This is a genomic window from Rhodococcus sp. WWJCD1 (genome assembly GCF_002258735.1).
Classification (GTDB): Bacteria; Actinomycetota; Actinomycetes; order Mycobacteriales; family Mycobacteriaceae; genus Rhodococcoides.
On record NZ_NOXY01000028.1, the window covers coordinates 166,080 to 189,805 of the forward strand.

A 23,726-nucleotide genomic window follows, 5' to 3' on the forward strand; every position below is an offset into this window, starting at 1 on the left:
GACGGTGTCCCCACGACAACGATGTCGATGTTACTCGGCAGTAAGTCCGTCGCCGAACTCGCCGCCGATCAGTAAATTCTGGCATCGAGCCATCAACGCCGAGCGTAGAGGTGCCGCTTCGGTGGACAGTTCCCCCTGCGCGCGCACGTACTCTGCTCGACCGGCCGCGGTCTCGATCCGAATGGGTTCGAGGTCGTAGTCGCTCAGATCGTAGGGACTTGCCCGCATATCGATCGTGCGCGCGTGCAGCGCCAGCTCGAAACAGTCCGTCAGAAACTCCGAATCGATCAACGGCCCCAGCTTGTAGCACCACTTGTACAGATCCATGGAGGCGTGAATGCACCCGGGCTGCTCGGACCCCAGGCGCGATTCCGGTGAGAGCGTCAGCGCGTTGCGCGGTGCGGCGTCGGGGGTGAAGAACCGGAAGGCGTCGTAGTGTGTGCACCGCAACGACATCGAATCGACAACAGCATCGGTTCCGTCACGGCCGAGGCGCAGTGGAACCTGCTCGTGCCGCTGGGCCGAGATTCCTCCGCGGTAGACCATCGCCCACTCGTGCAGGCCGAAGCAGCCGAGCAGGGGTGCTCGCTCGGCGGTGGCGGTCAGCAGTCCCAGGATGAATTCGATACTCGCGCGACGGCGCTCGACGAGATCGGACCGCACCCGGTAACCGACGCCCCGGTCGGTCTGTACCTGTTCGTAGGACGCGAACTCGGCATATTCGCGTGCACGTTCACCGGTCAGGACGATGCCGTGACCCGGATTCCACCGCCGTAGCTGACCGGGGCGGTGACTGTAATAAGTGAACAGGAAATCCAGCACCGGATGGGTGTTGCCACGTCCTCGGTCGGTCAGATAATCACCGACGAGGTTCTCGACCCGCGCCGTGTGCGCACCCCGTCTGGTGGTCCACTCCGCTTCGGTCAGCGACACCGGGCCGGACATCTACGCGTTCCGCGGGGGAGTGCTCGACGAGCTCGATGCAGATTGACCCGGCCGAGGACCGGCCACCCGGTGGGTGCCGTCTCGAACGGTACCGACGAACTCCTCGACCAAGTCTTCCAGTGCGACGATCCCGACCGTGGCCCCCGTCGCGTCGTGCACGGCCCCGAGATGGCTGCTGGCGCGTCGCAATTTGGTCAGTGCATCGTCGAGCACCGTGTCGATGGAGACGACGGGCAGTGCTCGAACGTCGCTCCGTGGGATGACCGTGTCGGGTCCTGCCGATTCGTCGGCCATGTCGTCGAGAACGTCCTTGAGGTGCAGGTAGCCGACCAGCGCGCCGGCTGCGTCGCGGACCGGGTAGCGCGAGAAACCGGTCTCGATGACGGCGCGTTCGACCGAGCCCAATGTGGGTCCGAGAGTGTGATCGGGCCCGGACAACTCGATGCTGCGAACCTGGTGGGAAGGGATCAACACCTCGCCGACCGTCCGACCGGACGTCTCGAGAGCCTGCCGCAGTCTTCGGTGCTCCTCGGCGTCGATCAGTCCCTCGGACCGTGATTCGCCGATCATCTGCGACAACTCCACCGCCGAGACCGAAGAACTCAGCTCGTCCTTGGGTTCGATACGCAGCATCCGGAGTGTCAGGTTGGCGCACAGGTTGTAGAACGAGATCAGCGGCAGCGCGACCTTGATGAACACGAGGTGGATCGGCACCAGAATCATGGCGGTGCTCTCCGGGCCCGCGATCGCGATGTTCTTGGGAACCATCTCGCCGACCAGGATGTGCAGGACGACCACAAGCGTCAGCGCGATGGCGAAGGCTATCGGGTGCAGGAACGACTCGGGGATTCCGACGGCGTCGAGGGGGACCTCGATCAGGTGCGCCACCGCCGGCTCGGCTACCCGGCCGAGAAGAATCGAGCAGATCGTGATGCCGAGCTGGGCAGCGGCGAGCATCTGCGACAGATTCTGACCGGCCTCGATGACACTCTGTGCGCGTTTCTTCCCCTGCGCGAGCAGCGCTTCGAGTCGATCGCGCCGAGCGGAGATCAACGCGAACTCGGCTCCGACGAAGAATGCATTTCCGGCCAGCAGGAGAACGGCGAGACCGACTCCGAACAGGTCACCCATCGATCTCTCCCTCCGATCTCATTCGAGCCACCGTTGCGGCGTCGACGGGCAACAGCAACACCCGATCTATCCGACGACCGTCCATCCGTATCACCCGTGCCACCCAGCCGCCGTCTCCGTCGAGCGGATCTTCGCTCGCCGGCGGCGGCAGGAGAACCGCGTCCCCCTCGCTCGGGATACGTGCCAACTCGGACAGAACCAGACCGCCGATGGTTTCGTACTCGCCCTCCGGGGCGGAATAGCCTGTGGCCGACGCCACTTCGTCGATACGGAGTAGGCCGGCGCAGTCCCATCCCTCGCCGGAACGCGAGACATCGAGTTCCGGCTCGTCGTGTTCGTCGCGCACGTCACCGACGATCTCCTCGATGAGGTCTTCCATCGTCACCATGCCTGCGGTACCGCCGTACTCGTCGACGACGAGCGCCACCTGCATGCCGTCGGCCCGCACCCGTTCCATCACCGCGTCGCCGTCGAGGCTCGACGGTACGACGGGGACATCGCGTGCCAGGGACTCGACCGTTGTCGTACGACGGAGCGCTCCGGCGACGGTGAACGCATGCTTGATGTGGACGACGCCGACGGTGTCGTCCAGATCGCCGTCGACCACCGGGAAGCGTGAAAAGCCGGTGCGCGCCGCAGTTTCTATCAGATCGGCCACGGTCGAGTCGGTGGCGAGCGTCTCGATCTTGACTCGTGGTGTCATCAGCTCCTCGGCTGTGCGATCGCCGAACTGCAACGACCGATCCACCAGTCGAGCCGTGTTCTCGTCGATCGAACCCTGCCGTGCCGACGTGCGCACGAGCGAACCCAGCTCCTGTGGCGACCGAGCCGATCTGAGTTCCTCGGCCGGCTCGATTCCGAGCCGTCGAACGAGCCAGTTGGCAGAGCCGTTGAGCCCGTTGATCGCCCACTTGAAGATCAGCGAGAACCCCGCCATGGCACCTGCGGTGACGCGGGCCGTCGACATCGGTTTCGCGATCGCAATGTTCTTCGGGACCAGTTCACCGAAGATCATCGAGAACGAGGTGGCCAGGATCAGTGCCACGGCAAGTGAGATGCCCGACGCGAGCGTCTCGGACGCGCCGAGCGCGTCGGCCACCGGCCGGATGAAGCCGGCCAACACCGGTTCGGCGAGATAGCCGGTGATCAGAGTTGTGATGGTGATGCCCAGTTGAGCACCGGAGAGTTGGAACGACAGGGTCTTGTGGGCGTGCAGAACCTGGCGCGAACGCATGTCGCCGTTCTCGGCCTGAGACTCGACCGCACTGCGTTCCAAGGCAGTGAGGGAGAACTCGGCCGCGACGAACAATGCGGTACCGGCCGTCAGTGCGACGAAGCCGAGAAGGCTGACGATGGTGAGAAGAGTCGCCATGTCTCAACTCCGTCCGAGCCGGGGCCGTCGAAGCTGAGACAGGAGCATCGCGCCGCCGGACTGCGCGCGGCTGCTGAAATCGGTGTCGCCGGGTTTCTCTCCCGGCTCGATAGAGGATCCCTCCGAAGTGGAACTCTCGTCGTGCTGCTCTGCAGTTGCCGGACCGGCAACCGAAATAGTGGGTGCCTCGGGCACCTGATTCCCTTCTGTATGGTCCGCGCTGTGACCCCACCCGTGCGGGACCTACGATTCGACGGCACCCAGGCACTTACGTGATCGGCCTCGGGCGCACAGCGAGCGCGGACAACTGTGATTGCTGTTGAAGAGTCTAACCGTGAACCGGGGTCACCACCCGGACGGCAGGGGGCGCCCCTCGGCGAATCCGGCTGCGGACTGAACTCCCAGAACTGCGCGTTCGGCCAACTCGGGAAGACTGCGGGCCCCTGCGTAGGTGCAGGTGCTCCGAACTCCGGCACAGATGTGATCGATCAGATCTTCGACGCCGGGGCGATCGGGATCCAGGCGCATCCGAGAACTGGAAATGCCCTCCTCGAACAAAGCCTTACGGGCTCGGTCGAACGCACCGTCGGTGGCGGTACGTGCGGCGACCGCCCGCTTGGACGCCATGCCGAAGCTCTCCTTGTATCGATTGCCCGACGCGTCCACTCGGAGGTCTCCGGGCGACTCGTAGGTTCCGGCGAACCACGAGCCGATCATGACGTTCGCGGCTCCTGCGGCCAGGGCGAGCGCAACGTCACGGGGGTGCCGCACGCCGCCGTCGGCCCACACGGATGCTCCCAGTTCTGCTGCTGCAGCGGAACAATCGGCCACTGCCGAGAACTGAGGGCGCCCGACGCCGGTCATCATCCGCGTCGTACACATCGCGCCGGGACCGACACCGACCTTGACGATGTCCGCGCCGGCCTGCACCAGATCGCGCGTACCTTGCGCAGACACCACGTTCCCGGCAGCGAGGGGCACTCCGAGATCGAGAGCGCGTACTGCAGCGAGAGCGTCGAGCATCTTCTCCTGATGTCCGTGGGCTGTGTCCATCACCAGAACATCGGCACCGGCTTCGACGAGTGCGGTCGCCTTCTCCGCCACGTTGCCGTTGATGCCGACGGCCGCGGCGATCCGCAGGCGCCCCGATGCGTCCACGGCAGGGGCGTAGATGCCCGTCCGAACCGCGCCGGTTCTCGTCACGACACCCGCCAGCGAGCCGTCGTCCTCCACGACTACAGCCAGGTGTGCATGTGCCGCTTCGATCTTCTCGAACACTTCCTTGGGCGACGCGTGGCGGGGAACGCGCACGAAGTCGGCGGACGCCACGGAACTGAGCCGGGCGAATCGGTCGACGTCGGTGCAGGCGCTCTCGGTGACGACTCCGATGGGCTTGCCGTGTTCGACGATCACGACCGATCCGTGAGCTCGCTTGTGTACCAGCGCCAAGGCGTCGGACACGGATGCGTTCGGCCCGAGCACCACTGGTGTGTCCGCGATCAGGTCACGGCTCTTGACGAATGCGACGGTGTCGGCGACGGCCTCGGTCGGCAAGTCCTGTGGGATGACGGCGATGGCACCGCGTCGGGCGACGGTCTCGGCCATTCGTCGACCCGATACTGCCGTCATGTTCGACACCACGATCGGAATGGTCGTTCCCGAGCCGTCCACCGTGCTCAGGTCGACGTCGAAACGCGAGGTGACATCGGTTCGGTTGGGGACGAGGAAGACGTCGTCGTAGGTGAGATCGTAGGGCGGCTGGTGACCATCGAGGAACTGCACGTTGATCGAGACTACCGGTCGGGTGAAGTTCCTGTGTTCGACGCCCGGTCCGACGCCGTCGAATCGGCAGTGTTCGCCGCCTGAGTTCGCGACAGGAGGACGGTGGTGACGATCATGACGGCCACCGCCACCACGATCGTCGCCAGGGCTGCGCCTTCGGTTCTGATTCGCTCGTCCAGGACCGTCACTCCGATGAACGCTGCACCGAGGGGTTCGCAGATCGTGACGGCCGGCATCGATGCGGACAGCGGCCCCACCTGGAACGCGCGTTGCTGCAAGTAGAAACCGACAACACCGGATCCGATCAGGGTGTAGGTCTGCCATGCCGTCAGTGCTGCAAGTGGATCGGCGTCGACGAGATCGGTCACGAATTTGGTGAGAGCTGCAGCAAGTCCGAACAACAGACCTCCTGCAGCTCCGAGAAGCAGGGCCCGCAGGCCGGGGGAGGACAGCACCAGGCCGCCCACTGCCGCGCCGCCGATCACGACGGCGGCAACGATCAGAGGCACGATCCACGCTGCGAGAGGAGCGTCGGTTGTGCCTTCGCTCGGGTCACCCACCACGATGAAGACCGCGAGAGCGGCGGCGAGGAGAAACGCGAGTGCCCAGCTCGACCCAGGCAGGGAGCGGCGCGCGAATTTCGCCGACATCGGCAGCGCGAACAACAGGGCAGTGACCAGCAGCGGCTGCACGACGAGGACCGAACCGACCCAGAGCGCCGAGATCTGTACCGCATAGCCACCCCCGTCTCCGACCACGCCCATCCACCAACGGGGACTACGAACGAGGGCAGACACCAGCGACGTTCCCTCTGGAACGGACGCAGCGGCGCTCTGCTGCGCCACCGCCGCGCACGCGAACAGGAATGCCGAAATCAGAGCGAGTACGACCGACAACCAGGGCGAGGTCACCCGCGTCGTCCTCGGCCGGTGCCCCGACTGCCTCCGGTTCGCCCCCGTCGTTCGTGCCGCGCGGGTGCGGCCCCCCGCCGGGCCCCACGCTCCGGCAGATCACCGCGAACGGATCCGGACGTGTCGGCCGGATTCGACAGTGGTCTGCCGATGGGGGTGCGAGCGCCGGTCATGCGGCGCCACGAGACCGGGTCCGCTTCGGTATCGACGACGGTGGCCGAGATTCCCGCTTCGTCTGCCATCGCACGCACCCGAGCCAACTGATCGTCGGTAGCCAAGGTCACGACGGTTCCGCTGGCCCCGGCTCGCGCGGTTCGGCCTGCGCGGTGCACGTAGTCCTTGGAATCCATCGGCGGGTCGACGTGCACCACCAACGTGACGTCGTCGACGTGCACACCGCGAGCCGCGACGTCGGTTGCGATGAGAGCGGCCGAGCTGCCGTCCGCGAAGGCGGCCAGCGAACGCGTGCGGTGTGCCTGAGTCTTGTTGCCGTGCAACGACGATACGGGTACGCCCAGTCGGCGACACTCGTCGGTGAGTCGATCGACCGCGTGGGTGGTACGGACGAACAGCAGCGTTCGACCGTCTCTGTTGGCAAGTGCGGCTGCTACTTCGGTCTTGTGCGCGCCATCGACCTCGAACACGTAGTGCGCAATGTCGGGCACGCTCACCGATTCGGCAGTGGAGTGCTCCGCCGGATCGTCCATGAACCTCTCGACCAGGCGGTCGGTGTCCTGGTCGAGGGTTGCCGAGAACAACAACCGCTGGCCGTCGGGTGGAGTCGCGGCCAGCAGCGATTCGATCTGGGGCAGAAACCCCATGTCCACCATTCGGTCGGCTTCGTCGATTACGGTCGTCTCGACGCGATTCAGCGCGATGGAACGTCGCTCGAGCAGGTCGTTGAGACGGCCGGGGGTCGCGACCACGATGTCGACACCGCGTTGAATCTCGCGAACGTTTCGTTCGAGGGGGACACCGCCCACGACACAGACGGTGCGCAGGCCGAACGTGGCACCGTGCAGGTCGAGGACCTCGTGGATCTGAAGTGCGAGTTCCCGAGTCGGTGCGAGCACGAGCCCACGCGGTGCCGCCGGCTCGCTTCGACGACCTGCCAGCCGTACGAGCAGTGGTAGTCCGAACGCAAGCGTCTTCCCCGATCCGGTCGGGGCGCGTCCGAGTACGTCCCGGCCGGCAAGTGCGTCGGGGACGGCAGCAACCTGGATCGGAAAGGGGTGGGACACACCCGCATTCTTCAGCGAATGTACGAGAACCACCGGGAGCCCCAGGTCTGCGAACGATGAAGCGGGTGGAGTGGAGCCTGCGGAACGCCCCTTCGGTGATTGACCCGGCATAGCTGTGACCTTACCGCCGCGTCGAGCGCGCATGGAATCTTCTTGTCGGTGCCGCGCGCAATACTCTGCCGTAGAACGCACGTTCGAATGCGTTCGACATCGCGGTTGCCGTGGGGGCGACCGCTCGCCGAGTGGGGGAGCTATGTGCAGGATGTGTGACGGCTACGGCGTCGACGAGTACATCGGAGATGTGAAGAGCGCCATCGATCGATTCGGATGGGCCTTGCAGTACGTCGAATCGGAGGTCGACCGGGACGGTATCCATCCGGCGTTCTGCTACACCGTCGGTCTCACCGGTTTCGGCAGTCCGGAGATCGTCGTGACGGGTCGCGACCCGAACGAGTCTTCACGAATACTGAATGCGCTCGGCACTTCGGTAGCATCGGGGCTGTTGGAGGTCGAATCTGGAATCGGCTGCTGGGCAGCAGGATTCGAGCTCTTCACCATCGACGTACCGGATTGTGCAGACATCCTCCACGCGGCATCGGACGTGTACGGCAAGGGGTGCTTCAGCGCCGTTCAGGCCGTGTGGAAGGGCTGCGACGGTTCGTTGCCGTGGGAGGGCATTCCCTCGACGGTGGTCCAACCGGTGCTCGGTCCGTTGCCCTACTGACTGCAGTCGTCCATGAACCGGTGGCGCCGCGCGAAGGACGCTGCGCCACCGGAGGACGAGGGTCGGTCAGGCCTCGATCTCGGAGCGATCGCCACTCCAGAGGGTGTGGAACTTTCCTTCCGAGTCGGTTCGCTCGTAGGTGTGGGCACCGAAGAAGTCACGCTGCCCTTGAGTCAATGCCGCAGGCAGACGCTCTGCCCGCAACGCGTCGTAGTACGAGAGAGACGACGCGAACGCGGGGACTGGAATGCCCAGCGAGGCCGCAGTGATGACGACCCGACGCCAGCTGTCGATGGCGTTCTCGATGGCGTCACGGAAGTACGGTGCCAGGATCAAACTGGGCAGCTCGGCGTTGTCGTCGTACGCGTCCTTGATGCGGTCGAGGAACCGAGCGCGAATGATGCAACCGCCTCGCCAGATCGTGGCCAGGTCGCCGGGATGCAGATTCCAGTCGTATTCGGCGCTTCCCGCGGCGATCTGGTCGAAGCCCTGTGCGTAGGCGACAATTTTCGACGCGTACAGCGCTCGGCTGATGTCGTGTGTGAACTGCTCCGCGTCGGTGGGCTTGTCCGCAAGGGCACCCGAGGCCAGCCCGACGGCCGCCTTGCGCTGCGCCCGCGACCCCGACAGCGCCCGGGCGAAGACTGCTTCGGCGATACCGGTGACGGGAACACCCAGATCGAGTGCGGCCTTGACGGTCCAGCGGCCGGTGCCCTTCTGCTCGGCGGCGTCGACGATCACGTCCACCAACGGCTGACCTGTCTTGGCGTCCACCTGGCGGAGCACCTCGGCGGTGATCTCCACCAAATAGCTCTCCAAGTCACCGTTGTTCCACTCGGTGAACACGTCGGCGACCTGCGCCGGGGTGTAACCGAGGGCGTCGCGGAACAGGTTGTACGCCTCGCCGATGAGCTGCATATCGGCGTATTCGATTCCGTTGTGCACCATCTTCACGAAGTGGCCGGAGCCGTCGGGTCCGATGTGAGTGCAGCATGGCGTGCCGTCCACCTGTGCCGCAATGGACTCGAGCAGCGGACCGAGTGCCTTGTAGGACTCGGCCGGGCCGCCCGGCATGATCGACGGGCCGTTGAGAGCGCCCTCCTCGCCTCCGGAGATTCCAGCACCGACGAAGAGCAGGCCGCGCTCCTTCATGGCAGCCTCACGACGGATGGTGTCGGTGTAGAGCGCGTTGCCACCATCGATGATGATGTCGCCCTCTTCCATCGCGCCCGCGAGTTCCTCGATCACCGCGTCCGTCGGGTCGCCCGCCTTGACCATGATGAGGACCCGACGCGGCTTCGCGAGCGCAGCGACGAACTCCTCGATGGTTTCGGTACGGATGAAGTTTCCCTCGCTGCCGTGCTCGGCGATCAACGCATCGGTCTTGGCGACACTACGGTTGTGCAACGCGACGGTGTGCCCGTGATGAGCGAAGTTGCGTGCGATGTTGGAGCCCATGACGGCGAGTCCGGTGACTCCGATCTGAGCCAGTTCTGTCGGTTCTGCTGCTGAGGTCATACAGACAGCTTTCCCTGCCGAGCGGCGTCGCGCGAGCCAACCCCCCAGCAGAACTCAAACCTGGCCGTGGACAACGACAAAAGGTGCCGCATTCGCGAAGAATGCGACACCTTATGTCGTCGAAATATGCTCCGGTCGATTCACGACCGCACGGTTACGAACCGATCAGTGGCTGCGCATTGATCAGTGACTACGAGCCGGACCGTCGAAACCGTCGTACGAGCGACGTTCTGTGCGGCTGCGGAAGCCACCCGAACGGTGCTCGTCCTGGCGGGGAGCGGATGCCGGGCGACGGTTCTCCGAGCCCCGGTTGTCGGAGCCGCGTCCTTCGTAGCCCCGGCTCTCGGAGCCGCGGTACGAGCTCGAGTCGGTGCGACGCGGACGGTCGCCCTGGTAGCCGCCCTCGCTGCGCGGGTTGGAGCCCTGGTATCCGCCGCTCGAGCGCGGGTTCGAGCCCTGGTATCCGGTGCGGGGGCGGTCGCCCTGGTAGCCGCCTTCGCTGCGCGGGTTGGAGCCCTGGTATCCGCCGCTCGAGCGCGGGTTGGAGCCCTGGTATCCGCCGCCGCTGCGGGGATTGGAGCCCTGGTATCCGCCGCTCGAGCGCGGATTCGAGCCCTGGTAGCCGGGACGGCTGTTGCGATCGCGGGGCGAGGACTCGGCGCGCAACGGCTCACCGGTGGGCTTCTTCGCGCCGGTGATGCTGTTGAGCTCGGCCGAACCGGGCGAGACGTTGACAGCAGTGGCCTTGACGCCGGCCATACCGGTCAGACGCAGAACCTGACGACGCTGGTTGGGGAGCACGATCGCGACGACGGTGCCCTTCTCGCCGGCGCGTGCCGTACGTCCTGCGCGGTGCAGGTAGTCCTTGTGGTCTGCGGGCGGATCGACGTGAACGACCAGGTCGATACCGTCGACATGGATTCCGCGAGCGGCAACGTCGGTGGCGACGAGGACGGGGGTACGGCCGTTCTTGAAGCGCTCGAGAACGCGGGTGCGCTGATTCTGTGCTTTGCCACCGTGCAGTGACTCCGCGGCGATACCGAGCGCACGAAGGCGATCGGTTATTCCGTCGCAGCCCAGCTTGGTACGCGCGAACATGATGGTGCGGCCGCCTTCGCGGGCACCGATCTCGGAGAGAACCAGATCCTTCTGACCCCGGTCGACCATGAGGACGTAGTGGTCCATGGTCCGGACGCTGGCCTTGCCGTCCTGGGTGGAGTGCTCGACGTGGTCGGGCAGGAACTGGCGGACCAGCGACTGAACTTCACGATCGAGGGTTGCCGAGAACAGCATGCGCTGTCCGTCTGCCGGAGTGTCGGCGAGGACGGCACGCACCTCGGGCAGGAAGCCCATGTCGGCCATCTGATCGGCTTCGTCGAGTGCGGTGATCTCGATGGAATCGAGGATGCAGGTGCCCTGACGAAGGTGATCGGCGAGGCGGCCGGGCGTGGCGACGAGCACGTCCACTCCGCGTCGGAGCTGCTCGACCTGCTTGTTGAACGGGGTGCCGCCGACGGCAGGCATGACGCGCAGGCCCTGCGCGTTGGCGTAGGGAGCAAGGGACTCCACGACCTGGAACGCAAGCTCCCGAGTGGGAACCAGTACGAGCGAACGCGGGCGCTTGGCGGCCGGTCGATCGGTGTGCAGCGACAGGCGCTGAAGGATCGGCAGGCCGAAGGCGAGGGTCTTGCCCGAACCTGTCTGTGCCCGGCCGAGAACGTTCTTGCCGGCGATGGCGTCGGGAAGAGCCTTCTCCTGGATGGGGGACGGCACGGTGATCGAGTTACGCGCCAGTGCGGCGACGACAGCCTCGGGCAGTCCGAGCTCGGCGAAGGTGAAGGCCGGTGCCGCTACGGGCGTCGGGACTGCCGTGGTGTCGGAAGCGGTGGAAACGGGTGTGTTGGAAACAGCGTGGGTCACGCAGTAAAGCCTCTCCGGATTACGGGCACGCCAATAAGCCCGAAGCTGAGAGCACCCGAACGAGAAGGGAAACACGAAAAACAGCCAGAACACATTGATACGAGCCAGGGCACTGTCACCTGGCCATCGATATGCGGATGAGAACCGCATAAAGTGGGGCTGTTTGTGCCATTTCGATTGCTAGGTCGCGATGGCGACCGAGGTCCACTCTACGGGATGGATCGCGAATTGTTCACCCCGAGTCGATGTGACCTGTGCGACGCCGAACGGCCGAGAGCTCACCCGACCAGCTTGCTCAGTTCCTCTAGCCATGGCATCGCCACGTAGATCGTCGGAAGTACGAGGATCACCACAGCGGTCGCGTATGCAACCGCGGCGATGCGAACATCGCTGCCGGGACCGCTCAATCGCTGCACCCGGATGAGGGTGTGTGGTCCTCCGGCCGCCATGGCACCTCGCGGTGCGGTGGACCCTGCGCACGCGACCAGTGCCCGAGCCAGCGGGGTGGGTCCGGTCACCTTGACCGCCGAGTCGTCGGCCAACAGCTCGACCAACAACTGCACGCTGCCCAGAGCCGACTTGCTTCGCACGATTCTCGGGAATGCCTCGTTTACCGCGGTGAATGCTTCGAGGACCAAGTCGTGGCGGGCACGAAGGTGCGACCGTTCGTGGCTGAGGATGGCGGTGATTTCGGCCTCGCAGAGATTGGCGAGCGTTCCGCGACTCAGTACCACCCTCTGACGCAGACCTGGCAGGCAATACGCGATCGGCTCGGCAGCATCGAGTACGCGGATATCCGCATCGCGCAGGCTGCGAAAGGGATTCTCGTTCAGGTTGTTTCGATCCAGCAGGTCGACGAGCATGCGGTGTCGAGAGCGGCGACGACGGGTTCGGACCGCCACCTGAACAACCGAGAACATCAGCTTGGCACCGATGCCGAGGGTGATCGCGAGTACGACCACGTACAGGATCCACAGGGGAAGGCCGAGCGCGTCGATTTCGTCGGTGGGTGCTGTGGTGGGACGACCGTCCGGGCCGGGAACCAGAAGCAGTCCGCCGATGGCGAGACCTGAGCTGAATGCCGAGAGCACGGCGGCCAGTGCAATTGCCTGCCACAGAACCAGCGCCGCACGCGGGGACCGATACGGCCAACTGGCGCGAGCGAGCACGGCTGGCACCGGCCCCGCCAGAATCAGCGCGAGTACCGCGAATACCAACGCAGTCGTCGAGTTCATGTCCTCACTTACTACGGCGAGCGTCAGTCCGTCGGACGGCCTTCTCCAGCCGAAGGGGACTCTCTCGTCGATTGTGCCACTTCCAGAGCGGCGAGTGCCTCACGGAGTGCGGCGGCTTCGTCGGCCCCCACCTGTCCGACGAAGTGGACGAGTGCGGCAGCGCGTCCACCGGACGCAGGTGCCTGCGACAACGCGTCGACCATCAGGCTGGCAACCAGCTCGTCTCGTCCGTGGAGGGGCGCATACCGGTGAGCTCGGTCGTCGCGCTGCTGAACGACCAGCTTCTTTTTCGCCAACCGCTGCAACACCGTCATCACCGTCGTATACGCGAGCTCGCGATGCGTCGCGAGTGCTTCGTGTACCTGTCGGACGGTCTGGGGATCCGTCGACTCCCACAGATGGTCCATCACTGCGCGCTCTAGTTCACCAAGACCAGCCATTCTTCGTACTCTACGGCTACTCCGACGCTGATGCGTACTACCCGTGGTAGTACCTACCGTCCCGGCAGTGTGGGTTCGGTCATAGTCCTGGCGTCTCGAATCGACGGGTCTCCACGGGGAGCGCCTCGGGGCGAATATCCTTCTCACGTGATCGTGCCGCCCCGCGGCCCGACTCTTCGAGAAGTGAGCGGAGACGCAAGAGTGGAGTGGTTCGATTCTCTGTCGTTGATCGACGGCCCGGTACCGGTGATCGTGTCCGTTCTCGGCGCGCTCGGTGGAGTGTGGTTGGTCGTCTCGTCGTCCCGGCGATACTCGAGACGCGCACTGCCGATCGCGGCGACGGTCGCGATCGTTGTCACGGCTGTCGGTTACGTGGTGGTCGAGAAGGTATGGCGACCGTTTCCGGATCCGATAGCCACCTCGATCTACGTCTGGATCGGCGTGGGTCTCGCCGCACTGTTCGCGGTGGTTTCCCGGTTGCTTGCAGCTCGTGGGGTGCTGGGCAAACTGACGACGGTGGTGGCAGCGGTCCTCGTGGTCGCAGCTGCGGCGCTGCACGTCAACCTGGAGTTCGATGCGTATCCCACCGTGGGCAATGCCCTCGGAGTCGAGTCCGCTGCCCGTATTCAGTTCTCGGATGTGCCGGCCGCAGTGGCACAGACCGTCAGCGGTACGCCCTTGGATTCGGTGTGGACCGCACCTGCTGATCTGGCGGCCGCAGGACGAGTCACCTCGGCACCCATTCCGGCCACCGCGTCCAACTTCTCTGCCCGGGACGCCGAGATCTATCTGCCGCCTGCGTACTTTGCCGATCCTCGCCCGTTGCTGCCGGTCCTGGTGTTGCTCGCCGGTCAGCCGGGTGCGCCCGAGGACTGGCTCAACGGCGGAAAGCTCGCCCAGACCATGGACAACTTTGCCCGTGACCATGCCGGTCTTGCGCCCGTTGTGGTGGTCGCGGACGGCACCGGGTCATCGATCGCCAATCCACTCTGTGTCGATTCGCCGCTGGGGAACGTGGACACGTATCTGTCCCGGGACGTTCCCGATTGGATCGACGCCACCTTGCAGGTGGACCGCGATCGCGCTCACTGGGCGATCGGTGGATTGTCCTACGGTGGCACGTGCTCCATTCAGATGGCGACCAATCACCCCGACGTCTATCCCACCTTCCTCGACCTGTCGGGTCAACGCGAGCCCACCCTCGGGGATCGGGATCGAACCGTGCAGCAGGCCTTCGGCGGAAATTCTGCGGCATTCACCGCGATCAACCCGCTCGACCTGCTCAAATCGCGTCGGTACCCCGACTCGGCCGGTATTTTCGTCGTGGGCGCGGACGACAAGGATTACAAACCGGGTCAACAAGAGATGTACGACGCGGCGAAGGCCGCTGGAATGGATGTGCAGTACGTGGAAGTACCTGGCGGACACAGCTTCGCAGTGTGGTCGGAAGGCCTGCGTCGTGAACTCCCATGGCTGGCAACGAGAACAGGGCTGACTTCGTGAATGTGACCGAGCCGGAGCTACCCGCGACAGCCACCTCGTCGTCGGCAGAGGCCGACGCAGGCGACGTCGCCGGACCTTCGTGGATATCGAAGCGAACCAAGGCGTTGAAGTTGGGATCGTCCGCAGCGATGCGTCAGATTCGCAGATTGTGGTCGCTCATCGTGTTCGGAGCGGTGGGGGCCCCGGTCAGTTTCACGTTGCTTGCGATCGTGTGGTTGACCGGTATCGCTGCGGCCGTGTTCGACGATCGTGGCGAATTGGACAAGTACTTCGCCGTGGGCATCATGCCGTTCGAGCACTGGCACCTGTGGACCCCACTGACCTCGGGATTGACGGCTCCCAATATCGCCGGTTGTGTGGTGGCGACCGTTGCGGTTCTGCTCGCCGCTGCGCCTATCGAGCGCCGGACAGGGTCCCGTCGCTTTGCCATCGCTGCGTTCGTCACCCAGGTAGCCGGTTCGCTACTCGGTCTCGGTCTCGCCGCTCTGGCCAAGACCTTCGATGCCGATTGGGGTTTCCGGCTGCACGTCGGAACCGCGGTAGGCCCGACGACCTGGATATTCGGCGTGGTGCTGGTTGCGACCTCGCGGATGGATACGTTGTGGCGCAGACGGATCCGCGTCGGCGTGCTGGCACTGCTGGTGACGTTGGCCCTGTTCGGTGGGCACCTGCAGGACGTGGTTCGACTGGCCGCCGCGGTGATCGGTCTCGTCGCGGGGCCGTGGATCGTCGGTCGATCGGCGCGTGGCCCTCGATTGGCGGGTACCCAACGCGAAGGCCGCGTGCTGGTTGCGCTCATCGTTGCTGCCAGTGCCTTGGGTCCGGTGCTGGCGGCCCTGAGCCCCAACGCTGTCGGTCCGTTCGCCGTCCTTCGAGATGTGGTTCGCGGAGTTCCCTACACGGCAGCCGAGGTGCGCGAGATTTGTGCCGATGCGACCACCGATCCGGTGGAGTGCCGTCGCGGTCTGCTCGATCTCAGGCTCGGCGGCGTCGGTCCGACGATTCTGAGCATCATGCCCTCCCTGTTCTTGCTGGTGATCAGCGACGGCCTTCGGCGTGGCAGGCGTTTCGCGTGGGCTCTGGCGATGGTCTCCCAGCTGATCCTGCTCGCACTGTCGGTGGCCAACTTCGCAATTCGGTTCCTGGAGGCCGGCGACGACCAGTCGCTGTTCTACGGGCTCGAATCGCCGACCGCGTATCGAACCGCGGTGCCGTTCTTGCTACCACTGATCGTGTTGGTGGTTCTCTTGGTCACGCGCAAGTTCTTCGACGTGTCGGCGCCCTCGGGCACCTACCGGCGGTGGGCGGCGTCGGTGATCGGGGTCGGAGTGGGACTCGGCGTGGTCTACACGATCGGTGGGTACCTTGCTCGCGGCGGCTTTGCCGATTCGCCGACGTTCGGCGGTTTGCTGTTGGACTTCCCGCAGCGCCTTATTCCGCCTGTCTACCTGCAATGGCTCGAACCCGCTCTGTTGCCGCAGAGCATTCCCACCACCTTGCTGTTCGAGTGGACCGGCGTGGTGTTCTGGTCGGTGGTCTGTGTTTTCGCTGCGAGCACCTTCCTGACTCCGGTGTACGGGACGGAGACCGACGCGACCGAACGCGCGCGCGGACTGCTCATGGCGAGCAGCGGTTCGGCGCTGTCGTGGATGACGACCTGGCGCGGAAACAAGTACTGGTTCGGTCCCGACGGCCGCAGTTACGTCGCCTACCGCGTCATTTCGGGTGTAGCTCTGACCACCGGCGATCCAGTGGGTCCGCGAGAGTCGTTGCGGGACAACGTCGTCGAATTCGCCGAGTTCGCGTCGAAGAACGGCTGGATACCGTGTTTCTATTCCGTCACCCCCGATGTTCGCCGCATCACCGATTCTCTCGGCTGGGGCGGAATCCAAGTGGGTGAGGAGACGGTTCTGGACCTGGACGGAATTGCCTTCACCGGCAAGCGTTTCCAAGACGTGCGCACGGCACTGAATCGGGCGAAGAAGGCGGGTGTCGTAGCCGAATGGATTCGTTTCCCGTCGGCACCACTGGCCATCACCGATCAGATCACCGCGATTTCGGAGGAATGGGTAGCAGACAAGGGCATGCCCGAGATGGGGTTCACCCTCGGCGGTCTGGAGGAGGTCGACGACGAGAACGTCCGCTGCCTGATCGCGGTCGACGAGCATCGGACCGTGCACGGCGTGACCTCGTGGATGCCGGTGTACGAGAACGGCGTCATCGTCGGATGGACGCTCGACTTCATGCGTCGTCGTTCGGAGGGCTTCCGGCCGACGATGGAATTTCTCATTGCGTCGGCTGCTCTGTTGCTCGAGCAGGAGGGTGCCAGATTCCTCAGTTTGTCCGGCGCACCGCTGGCAAAGGTCGACGAGAAGCAACCCGAACACGTCTCCAGCGCCGAGCAGTCGACGCTGTCGGGACTACTGGAACGGTTGCTCGACGTGCTCGGACGCACACTCGAACCCGTCTACGGATTCCGTTCTCTCCTGGCATTCAAATCCAAGTTCCAGCCTCGCTACGAACCGATGCACATGACGTTCGCAGATCCGGCAGCACTGCCCAGTATCGGTAACGCGATCGGTCGGGCCTACTTGCCCGACGTGTCGATCGGTCAAGGGTTCAAGCTGGTACGCACCATGATCGAGCGGTGACGGCGGCTAGACGGCTGTGGATGGGCCCGCGGCAGAGTCGTCCGCGGACCTGACAGGCCCTCCGACCGACCCGTACACGTGCCGGGTCCCGATCGGAACGATGAGAGGTCGATCGGACATCGGGTCTTCGATCACGGCGGCCTCGAGGCCGAAGACGTCGAGTAACAACTGCTCCGATATGACGTCCTGAGGTCGGCCGGAAGTAACGATCTGCCCCTGCTTCATGACGATCAACCGGTCGCTGTAGCGAAGTGCCAGATTGAGATCGTGCAGCACCATCACGATCGTCCGTCCGAGCTCGGCGTGCAGTCGATCGACGAGATCGAGGACCTCGATGGAGTGTGCGAGGTCGAGGTACGTCGTCGGCTCGTCCAGCAACAGGATGTCGGTGCCCTGGGCCAGCGCCATGGAGATCCACGCTCTCTGACGCTGACCGCCCGAGAGTTCGTCGACGGGTCGGTCGGCGAGGTCGCCGACTCCGGTCAACTCGAGTGCGTTCGCCACCTCGGCCTCGTCGTCGGAGCTCCACTGCCTTATCCACGATTGGTGGGGATGACGACCACGTGAGACGAGGTCTGCGACAGTCAGACCTTCGGGGGCGGTCGGGGCCTGCGGCAGCATTCCGAGAGTCCGGGCAACCTCTTTGGTCTTCATCGAGGAGATCGCTCGGCCGTCGAGCATCACACTGCCGGCCTTGGGCTTGAGCAAGCGACCTAGCGAACGCAGGAGCGTCGACTTCCCGCAGCCGTTGGGTCCGATGACCGTGGTGATGACTCCGGTGTGAATTTCGAGGTCGAGATGCTCGACGATGGTGCGATCGCCGTAACCGAGGCTGAGATCCTGCGCGATCAGACGCGAGGGGTGGCTGGTGGTCATACGGAAGCCTTTCGATTACTGCGAACGAGAAGGTACAGAAGGAACGGTCCGCCGAGGGCCGAGGTGACGATGCCGACCGGAAGTTCGACCGGCAGGATCGTTCGAGCGATCAGATCGCTTGCCACGACGAGCAATCCACCGAGCAGCGCCGACGCAATGATGGGCGGACCAGGCGTGCGCAGGATTCGGAGTGCGATCTGCGGCGCTGCCAGTGCAACGAATCCGATGGGTCCGGCCGCGGCGGTCGCGATGGCGGCGAGAGCGACGGCGGCCAAGAGCATCATGGCCTGGCTGTGTTGCAGGCGTACTCCGAGCGATCGGGCGTTGTCGTCACCCAGGCGTAGCGCGCCCAGGGTGAACGTCGCGATGACGGTGCCACCGCCGACGAGTACGACAGCGGCCGCGACCGGCCAGACCGACGCCCAGTTGGCACCGTTGAGCGAGCCGTTGAGCCAGACCTGAGCGCGCGAGACGTCGTTGATGTCGGCGCTGATCAGTAGCCATCCGATGACGGCAGTGAGCATGGCGTTGACCGCAATTCCCACCAGGATGAGCCGGAAACCGTCGACACCTTTTCGCCAGGCCAGGGTGTAGATCGCGATTGCGGTGAGCACACCGCCGATCAGTGCCGCAAGCGGCAGGCCCAGAGTAGCGAGTAGACCGCTGAAGCTGCCTCCTCCGCCGAGCACGATCAGTGCAACGGCTGCGGCACTGGAACCGGCGGTGATACCGAGAATGTCGGGGCTGGCGAGTGCGTTGCGGGAAATCGACTGGGTGATGGCTCCGGAGATACCGAGGGCAGCTCCGACGAGTAGGCCGGTGAGCGATCGAGGCAACCGCAGATCCATGACGATGAAGCGCTCGATCCTCGAGCCGCCTCCGAGAAGTACGTCGAGAACCTGTGCGATCGACAGAGGAAAGTCACCACGTCCGATGTTGATGCACATGACCAGCACGAGGGCTGCCGCCAGCAGGACGGTGGCGATGACCATCAGCGGTCGCCGGACCAGAGAAATGGGGCCGAGACGAAACGCGGGCCGGGCGCGAACGACGCCCTTGTCGGACGACGGCGGTGTCGACTGCAGATCGGTTGTCACAGGCCGACCAACTTCCGGCGCCGAACGAGAGCGATGAAGAACGGCGCGCCGATCAGGGCCAGAACGATGCCCACCTGGAGCTCGCCAGGGCGCACGACGACCCGTCCGACGACGTCGGCGATCATGAGCATCACACCGCCCATGAGGCCTGCATAGGGGACGAGCCAGCGGTAGTCGGGTCCGGTCACCGCTCGGGCGATGTGCGGTACGACGAGACCCACGAAGGCGATCGGCCCGCATGCTGCGGTCGCTGCCCCGGTCAGCAGGGTGATAGCGAGGATCCCGACGGTACGGGTGACCGCAATGTTGGTCCCCAATGAGCGCGCGACATCCTCACCGAGGCTCATGACGTTCAGGCCGGGAGTGCTCGCGACTGCGATGAGGACGCCGATCACCAGGAACGGCAATACCTGCCACAACACGTCCAGGCCGCGTCCGGCGACGGATCCGACCACCCAGAAGCGGTAGCCGTCCAGACTGGTCTGATCGAGCAGGACGACGGCGTTGGTCATCGCCGAGAGGAAGAATGCGACGCCGGCCCCGGCCAACGCGAGATTGACCGGACTCGATCTGCCCGACCCGATCGACGACAGTCCGAACACGACGACGCTCGCCACCGCCGAACCGGCGAACGCGAACCACAGGTATTGACTCGGCGAGGTGAACCGGAACAGGTAGATGGCCATCACGACGAAGAACGCCGCGCCCGAGTTGAGGCCGAGCAGGCTGGCGTCGGCCAACGGGTTGCGTGTGTGCCCTTGGATGAGAGCGCCTGCGATGCCGAGCGCGATACCCACGACCAGTGCGAGCACAGTGCGGGGAACTCGCAGCGTGCGCACGATGATGTCGGTGTCGGTGCCCGTCGAATTCAGCAGGGCGTGGGCTATCTCGGCGAAGGTCAGGGGTCGAGCGCCGATGGCGATGCTGGCGAGAATTCCGGCCACGAGAGCGGCGACGAGTACGGCCAAGCCCAGCAATCTCCGGCGCCGAATGGCAGCGACCGAACCGTCCTTGGGAATGGGCTCGAATCCTTCTGCTGCAGCGACCTTTTCGCGCACCACCTCCGACGACGCAGAGCCGATCCGAAACTGGCGACGCAGCGCTCGACGTGCGCCGATCGGGCCGTGGGTGACGGTGTCTCGCAGCGTCAGCCCCAGCCATCGCTTGCCGGTGCTCTGGCCGTCGTTGCCGTCGCGGTACCCGCGGTTCCAGACGAACAGAGCCAGAGCGACACACACCGAAATCGCACCGAATACGAATCGGTCCGCTTGTCCGCCTCCGTTGTCGTCACGCAGCGCGTCGACGATCGACCATCCGACGAACAACGGGACCACCACGATCAGGGCGTCGATAGCGCCTGCCGCGATGCAGGAGCTTCGCGGCGGCGGGCCGTCGGGCACGTTCTCGGTCCCGTACTGCTCATCGGGAGACCGGCGAGCGCCGTGCGGGCCGAGTAGCGGAGCTGTGGTCACAGTGTCGTGACTCCTCGCTGTATCGAAGGGACTCGTTTAGGTTACGGAACCCTTGCTTTCAATGTGAGGTGAGGTAAGGGTAGCGGTACCTGATTCCCAAAATTATCTGGTTAGGCTAACCTACATAACGAGTCGGGGTGCGACGCATCCACCCGCCACGAACTTCAAGGAGCGATCAGGTGTCAGTTGCAACGGCGGCATTCTCCAGCTGGGCCGATGTTCATCGATTCTCGAACCGATCCGATGGGACGGCCCAGTTGGCCGACTCGTGTGAGACTCTTCGCGCGCTCAATCCCGATTACCCGCGGATGTACGCGGTGGCTGCCATGGCGAACGAAGGTAAGCGCCGGTGGTGGCAGTTGGCCGTCGGGCTCACGGACGGACGTGTCGAGCGGATGTACAGCCGTTCGCTCGAGGATCTGGATGTGCCGGAGGCTGCTGCGGTTCAGGTGGCCACTGCCTTGATTCACGCTGTGGTCGGCCGAGTATCTGCGCTGCTGGTCCTGGAGGCCCGGGCGTGGGATCCGGGCATCGACAACATGTGGATCCACATGGACAGTGATGGTGGAATCGACTGGGCGGGTGTCGCGTCGCCGATCCTGAGGGTGCTGCCGGAGGATCCCTCGGCGGGTGAGCCCGGCACCGTCACCCTTCCGTGCGAGGAGGCTCTGCTCGTCTGGACCGCGCATCGCTGCACGACGTCGCTCGGTGCGGTGTTTCGCGCGATATCGGAGCGCGCTCCGCTCGATGTTCGAGTCTTCTGGGCCCTGGTCGGGGATGCGATTCTCGGCGCGTCCACGTACGTTCCGATTCTGGCCGGGGCGAGCGCGTCCGACGGAGCTCGTCGAGGTCAAATGCTGCTCGACGCCATGGTCGACGCAGGCGCTCCCGTCCGGTCACGCGCCGGGGTTCCCGGACGAGCGAGACTTCGGGTGTCGTGAAGCTCTTGCGCCGTTACTAAGGTTTGCCTATGCTGACCACGTACCAACGGACCGCGCCGGAGTCCTGAGGGCTGCAGTGACTCCCGGTCCTTGCCACGGTGGGCCTCTCGTTCTTCACGAACGGGAGGCCCACCGATTTTCGTGGGTCGACCGTCGTGTAATTCTGATGGAAAGTCGGCTGCACAGTCGGCTCACATGTTTCGACGCAACCGGAGGCAGTGCAATGACGGACTCGAACGGCACCACGGAAGAGACGCCTTTCGACGCCTTGACGCCGGAACAGTTGACCGAGCTGTGCCACCGTGGATTCGACGGAGTCGTCGGTCTGAAATACCTCGCGGTGTCCGGCGAGGACGTGCGCGCGGAGTGGACAGTGACCCCACAGCTCCATCAACCCGCAGGAATCATGCACGGCGGCGTCCTGTGCGCGGTGGTCGAATCGGTGGCCAGCATCGGCGGATCGGCCTGGTTCGGATCACGTGGACACGTGGTCGGCGCCAACAACAACACCGACTTCCTGCGAGCTACGCGATCGGGAACCTTGACCGCACACGGACATCCGATTCATCGTGGACGCACCCAGCAGCTGTGGCAGGTGGACATCGCCGACGAGACCGGACGCTTGGTAGCTCAGGGCAGAGTCCGACTGGCAAATATCGAAAACACTGCACATCTGGGACAGTGATGCCCATGACGGGCCACAACCAGCATCCAGATTCACCGGTCACCGCGCTGACTCCCGACGCTCTCGATCGCCTCGAGACACTCTTCGGGCCCATCGACGAGGATCTGGCGCGGCACTATCCCGGGGACCGCATCGGCGGGCAGCCTTCCCACACCGTGTACGTCTCGGCGGCGGACGCCTCGGCGAACGTGCCCGCCGAGTGGGGCGCAGCATCCTCGGCGATTCTGGACGCTCACCCCGAGGCATTCGACGAACTCGACACTGCGAACGTTCTGCCCCTGGTTCGTGAGCGATTGAGCACGGCCCCCATCCAGGACCTCCGAATCGATTTCGAGGACGGGTACGGATGGCGGTCGGACGTCGTCGAAGACCGTCATGCAACGGCCGCGGGTGCAGCGTTGGCAGCCTTGGCGAAAGATGCCGATGGTCCGACCTGGTTGGGTATTCGTTCCAAAGGACTTGCAGCACACGAGCGTCGGCGCGGGATTCGCACCCTCGAGCTCGTTCTGGACGGGGCCGGGGGAGTGCCCGACGGTTTCGTGTTCACCGTGCCCAAACTGCGGGCCACCTCGCAGGTGGCGGCAGTGGTCGCGTTGTGTGAGGAACTCGAGCACGCGCACGGCCTGCCCGATCGTGCCCTTCGATTCGAGTTGCAGATCGAGAGTCCCCAGGCGGTCATCGGGGCCGACGGCACGACGACTCTCGCGCGGGCGATCACTCGCGCGGACGGTCGCTGCACGTCACTGCACTACGGAACCTACGATTACAGCGCCGCGTGTGGGATCACTTCCGCGCAGCAGTCGCTGGCACATCCGGTGGCGGACCACGCGAAGAACGTCATGCTGGTGGCAGCCGCGCAGACCGGAGTGTGGGTGTGCGACGGCTCGACCCAGGTTGTTCCCACCGGCAGCCCGGAGCAGGTTTCGGCGTCGGCGCGGCGGCACTTCGATCTGGTGACGAGGTCCCTCGAACGCGGTTTCTACCAGGGCTGGGACATGCATCCCGGGCATCTGGTGACGCGGTGGCTGGCCACCTTCGGTTTCTTCCGCCACGCCATGCCGGTCGCGGCTGCTCGACTCGGGGGCTACCTCGATCGTCAGGGCGGTGAGGTGATGGACGAACCCGCCACCGCGCAAGCGTTGGCCGGCGTGCTGGTGCGAGGCCTCGACGCGGGTGCGTTCGGCCTCGCCGAACTGCAGGCAATTGCTTCGGGAATCGACCGAGACGTCCTGCGGGGACTGCTCGATCGATCGGTGACCGTGCCCCTCGGGTGAGGCGCGAA

The 23,726-nt window shown here is 64.9% G+C and carries 19 protein-coding genes; 6 read left to right on the forward strand and 13 right to left on the reverse strand.

The window, feature by feature from the left end; translation table 11 throughout:
* Positions 1–30: 30 nt before the first annotated feature.
* The 6 genes from CH286_RS21415 to CH286_RS21440 form a co-directional block, all read right to left on the reverse strand.
* Positions 31–945, reverse strand: coding sequence for a hypothetical protein (locus CH286_RS21415; protein WP_032403474.1), 915 nt, complete (start codon positions 943–945; stop codon positions 31–33).
* A complete protein-coding gene (locus tag CH286_RS21420; protein WP_032403473.1) occupies positions 946–2,076 on the reverse strand; it encodes a hemolysin family protein in 1,131 nt (376 codons plus the stop codon).
* Positions 2,069–3,448, reverse strand: a complete 1,380-nt coding sequence (locus CH286_RS21425) for a hemolysin family protein (RefSeq protein ID WP_037150354.1) — start codon at positions 3,446–3,448, stop codon at positions 2,069–2,071. Before CH286_RS21425 ends, CH286_RS21420 begins: the two co-directional genes overlap by 8 nt.
* Positions 3,449–3,793: 345 nt before the next feature.
* Positions 3,794–5,230: a GuaB1 family IMP dehydrogenase-related protein gene (locus tag CH286_RS21430; protein WP_037150357.1), complete on the reverse strand. Its 1,437-nt coding sequence runs from the start codon at positions 5,228–5,230 to the stop codon at positions 3,794–3,796.
* 11 nt (positions 5,231–5,241) lie between these two features.
* On the reverse strand, positions 5,242–6,141 hold the full coding sequence (locus CH286_RS21435) for a DMT family transporter (protein WP_094610335.1): 900 nt from the start codon (positions 6,139–6,141) through the stop codon (positions 5,242–5,244).
* Positions 6,138–7,382, reverse strand: a complete 1,245-nt coding sequence (locus CH286_RS21440; protein ID WP_255182735.1) for a DEAD/DEAH box helicase — start codon at positions 7,380–7,382, stop codon at positions 6,138–6,140. Before CH286_RS21440 ends, CH286_RS21435 begins: the two co-directional genes overlap by 4 nt.
* Before the next feature lie 262 nt (positions 7,383–7,644).
* On the opposite strand from CH286_RS21440, the gene CH286_RS21445 reads away from it, so the two are divergent.
* Positions 7,645–8,106, forward strand: a complete 462-nt coding sequence (locus CH286_RS21445) for a DUF4262 domain-containing protein (RefSeq protein ID WP_052058377.1) — start codon at positions 7,645–7,647, stop codon at positions 8,104–8,106.
* 66 nt (positions 8,107–8,172) lie between these two features.
* Here the strand turns inward: CH286_RS21445 and gndA are convergent, their stop codons facing one another.
* The 4 genes from gndA to CH286_RS21465 all read right to left on the reverse strand — a co-directional run bounded on the left by gndA (position 8,173) and on the right by CH286_RS21465 (position 13,219).
* Positions 8,173–9,624, reverse strand: coding sequence for an NADP-dependent phosphogluconate dehydrogenase (gene gndA, locus CH286_RS21450; RefSeq protein WP_037150360.1), 1,452 nt, complete (start codon positions 9,622–9,624; stop codon positions 8,173–8,175).
* Positions 9,625–9,807: 183 nt separating this feature from the next.
* Positions 9,808–11,544 (reverse strand): DEAD/DEAH box helicase, encoded by a 1,737-nt coding sequence (locus CH286_RS21455; RefSeq protein WP_094610336.1) that lies wholly within the window; start codon positions 11,542–11,544, stop codon positions 9,808–9,810.
* A gap of 278 nt (positions 11,545–11,822) precedes the next feature.
* Positions 11,823–12,779: a M56 family metallopeptidase gene (locus tag CH286_RS21460; protein WP_032403466.1), complete on the reverse strand. Its 957-nt coding sequence runs from the start codon at positions 12,777–12,779 to the stop codon at positions 11,823–11,825.
* Between the two features lie 23 nt (positions 12,780–12,802).
* Positions 12,803–13,219, reverse strand: a complete 417-nt coding sequence (locus tag CH286_RS21465) for a BlaI/MecI/CopY family transcriptional regulator (protein WP_032377940.1) — start codon at positions 13,217–13,219, stop codon at positions 12,803–12,805.
* A 201-nt stretch (positions 13,220–13,420) separates the two neighbouring features.
* Here CH286_RS21465 and CH286_RS21470 point away from each other — a divergent pair, with 201 nt between their 5' ends.
* Positions 13,421–14,722, forward strand: coding sequence for an alpha/beta hydrolase (locus CH286_RS21470; RefSeq protein ID WP_032403465.1), 1,302 nt, complete (start codon positions 13,421–13,423; stop codon positions 14,720–14,722).
* 128 nt (positions 14,723–14,850) lie between these two features.
* Positions 14,851–17,373 carry a bifunctional lysylphosphatidylglycerol flippase/synthetase MprF gene (locus CH286_RS21475; RefSeq protein WP_094610414.1) on the forward strand — a complete coding sequence of 841 codons (2,523 nt, stop codon included), beginning with the start codon at positions 14,851–14,853 and terminating at the stop codon, positions 17,371–17,373.
* A 6-nt stretch (positions 17,374–17,379) separates the two neighbouring features.
* Here CH286_RS21475 and CH286_RS21480 read toward each other — a convergent pair whose 3' ends face one another.
* From CH286_RS21480 to CH286_RS21490, 3 genes are all read right to left on the reverse strand, one after another.
* Positions 17,380–18,249, reverse strand: coding sequence for an ABC transporter ATP-binding protein (locus CH286_RS21480; RefSeq protein ID WP_094610337.1), 870 nt, complete (start codon positions 18,247–18,249; stop codon positions 17,380–17,382).
* Positions 18,246–19,241 (reverse strand): FecCD family ABC transporter permease, encoded by a 996-nt coding sequence (locus CH286_RS21485; protein ID WP_230592516.1) that lies wholly within the window; start codon positions 19,239–19,241, stop codon positions 18,246–18,248. Before CH286_RS21485 ends, CH286_RS21480 begins: the two co-directional genes overlap by 4 nt.
* A gap of 101 nt (positions 19,242–19,342) precedes the next feature.
* Positions 19,343–20,818: an iron chelate uptake ABC transporter family permease subunit gene (locus CH286_RS21490; protein ID WP_080734371.1), complete on the reverse strand. Its 1,476-nt coding sequence runs from the start codon at positions 20,816–20,818 to the stop codon at positions 19,343–19,345.
* Between the two features lie 179 nt (positions 20,819–20,997).
* On the opposite strand from CH286_RS21490, the gene CH286_RS21495 reads away from it, so the two are divergent.
* The 3 genes from CH286_RS21495 (at position 20,998) to CH286_RS21505 (ending at position 23,718) form a co-directional block, all read left to right on the forward strand.
* Positions 20,998–21,759 carry a hypothetical protein gene (locus CH286_RS21495; RefSeq protein ID WP_032377936.1) on the forward strand — a complete coding sequence of 254 codons (762 nt, stop codon included), beginning with the start codon at positions 20,998–21,000 and terminating at the stop codon, positions 21,757–21,759.
* Between the two features lie 223 nt (positions 21,760–21,982).
* On the forward strand, positions 21,983–22,444 hold the full coding sequence (locus CH286_RS21500) for a PaaI family thioesterase (protein WP_094610338.1): 462 nt from the start codon (positions 21,983–21,985) through the stop codon (positions 22,442–22,444).
* Between the two features lie 5 nt (positions 22,445–22,449).
* On the forward strand, positions 22,450–23,718 hold the full coding sequence (locus CH286_RS21505) for a DUF6986 family protein (RefSeq protein ID WP_094610415.1): 1,269 nt from the start codon (positions 22,450–22,452) through the stop codon (positions 23,716–23,718).
* The last annotated feature ends 8 nt before the right edge of the window (positions 23,719–23,726 follow it).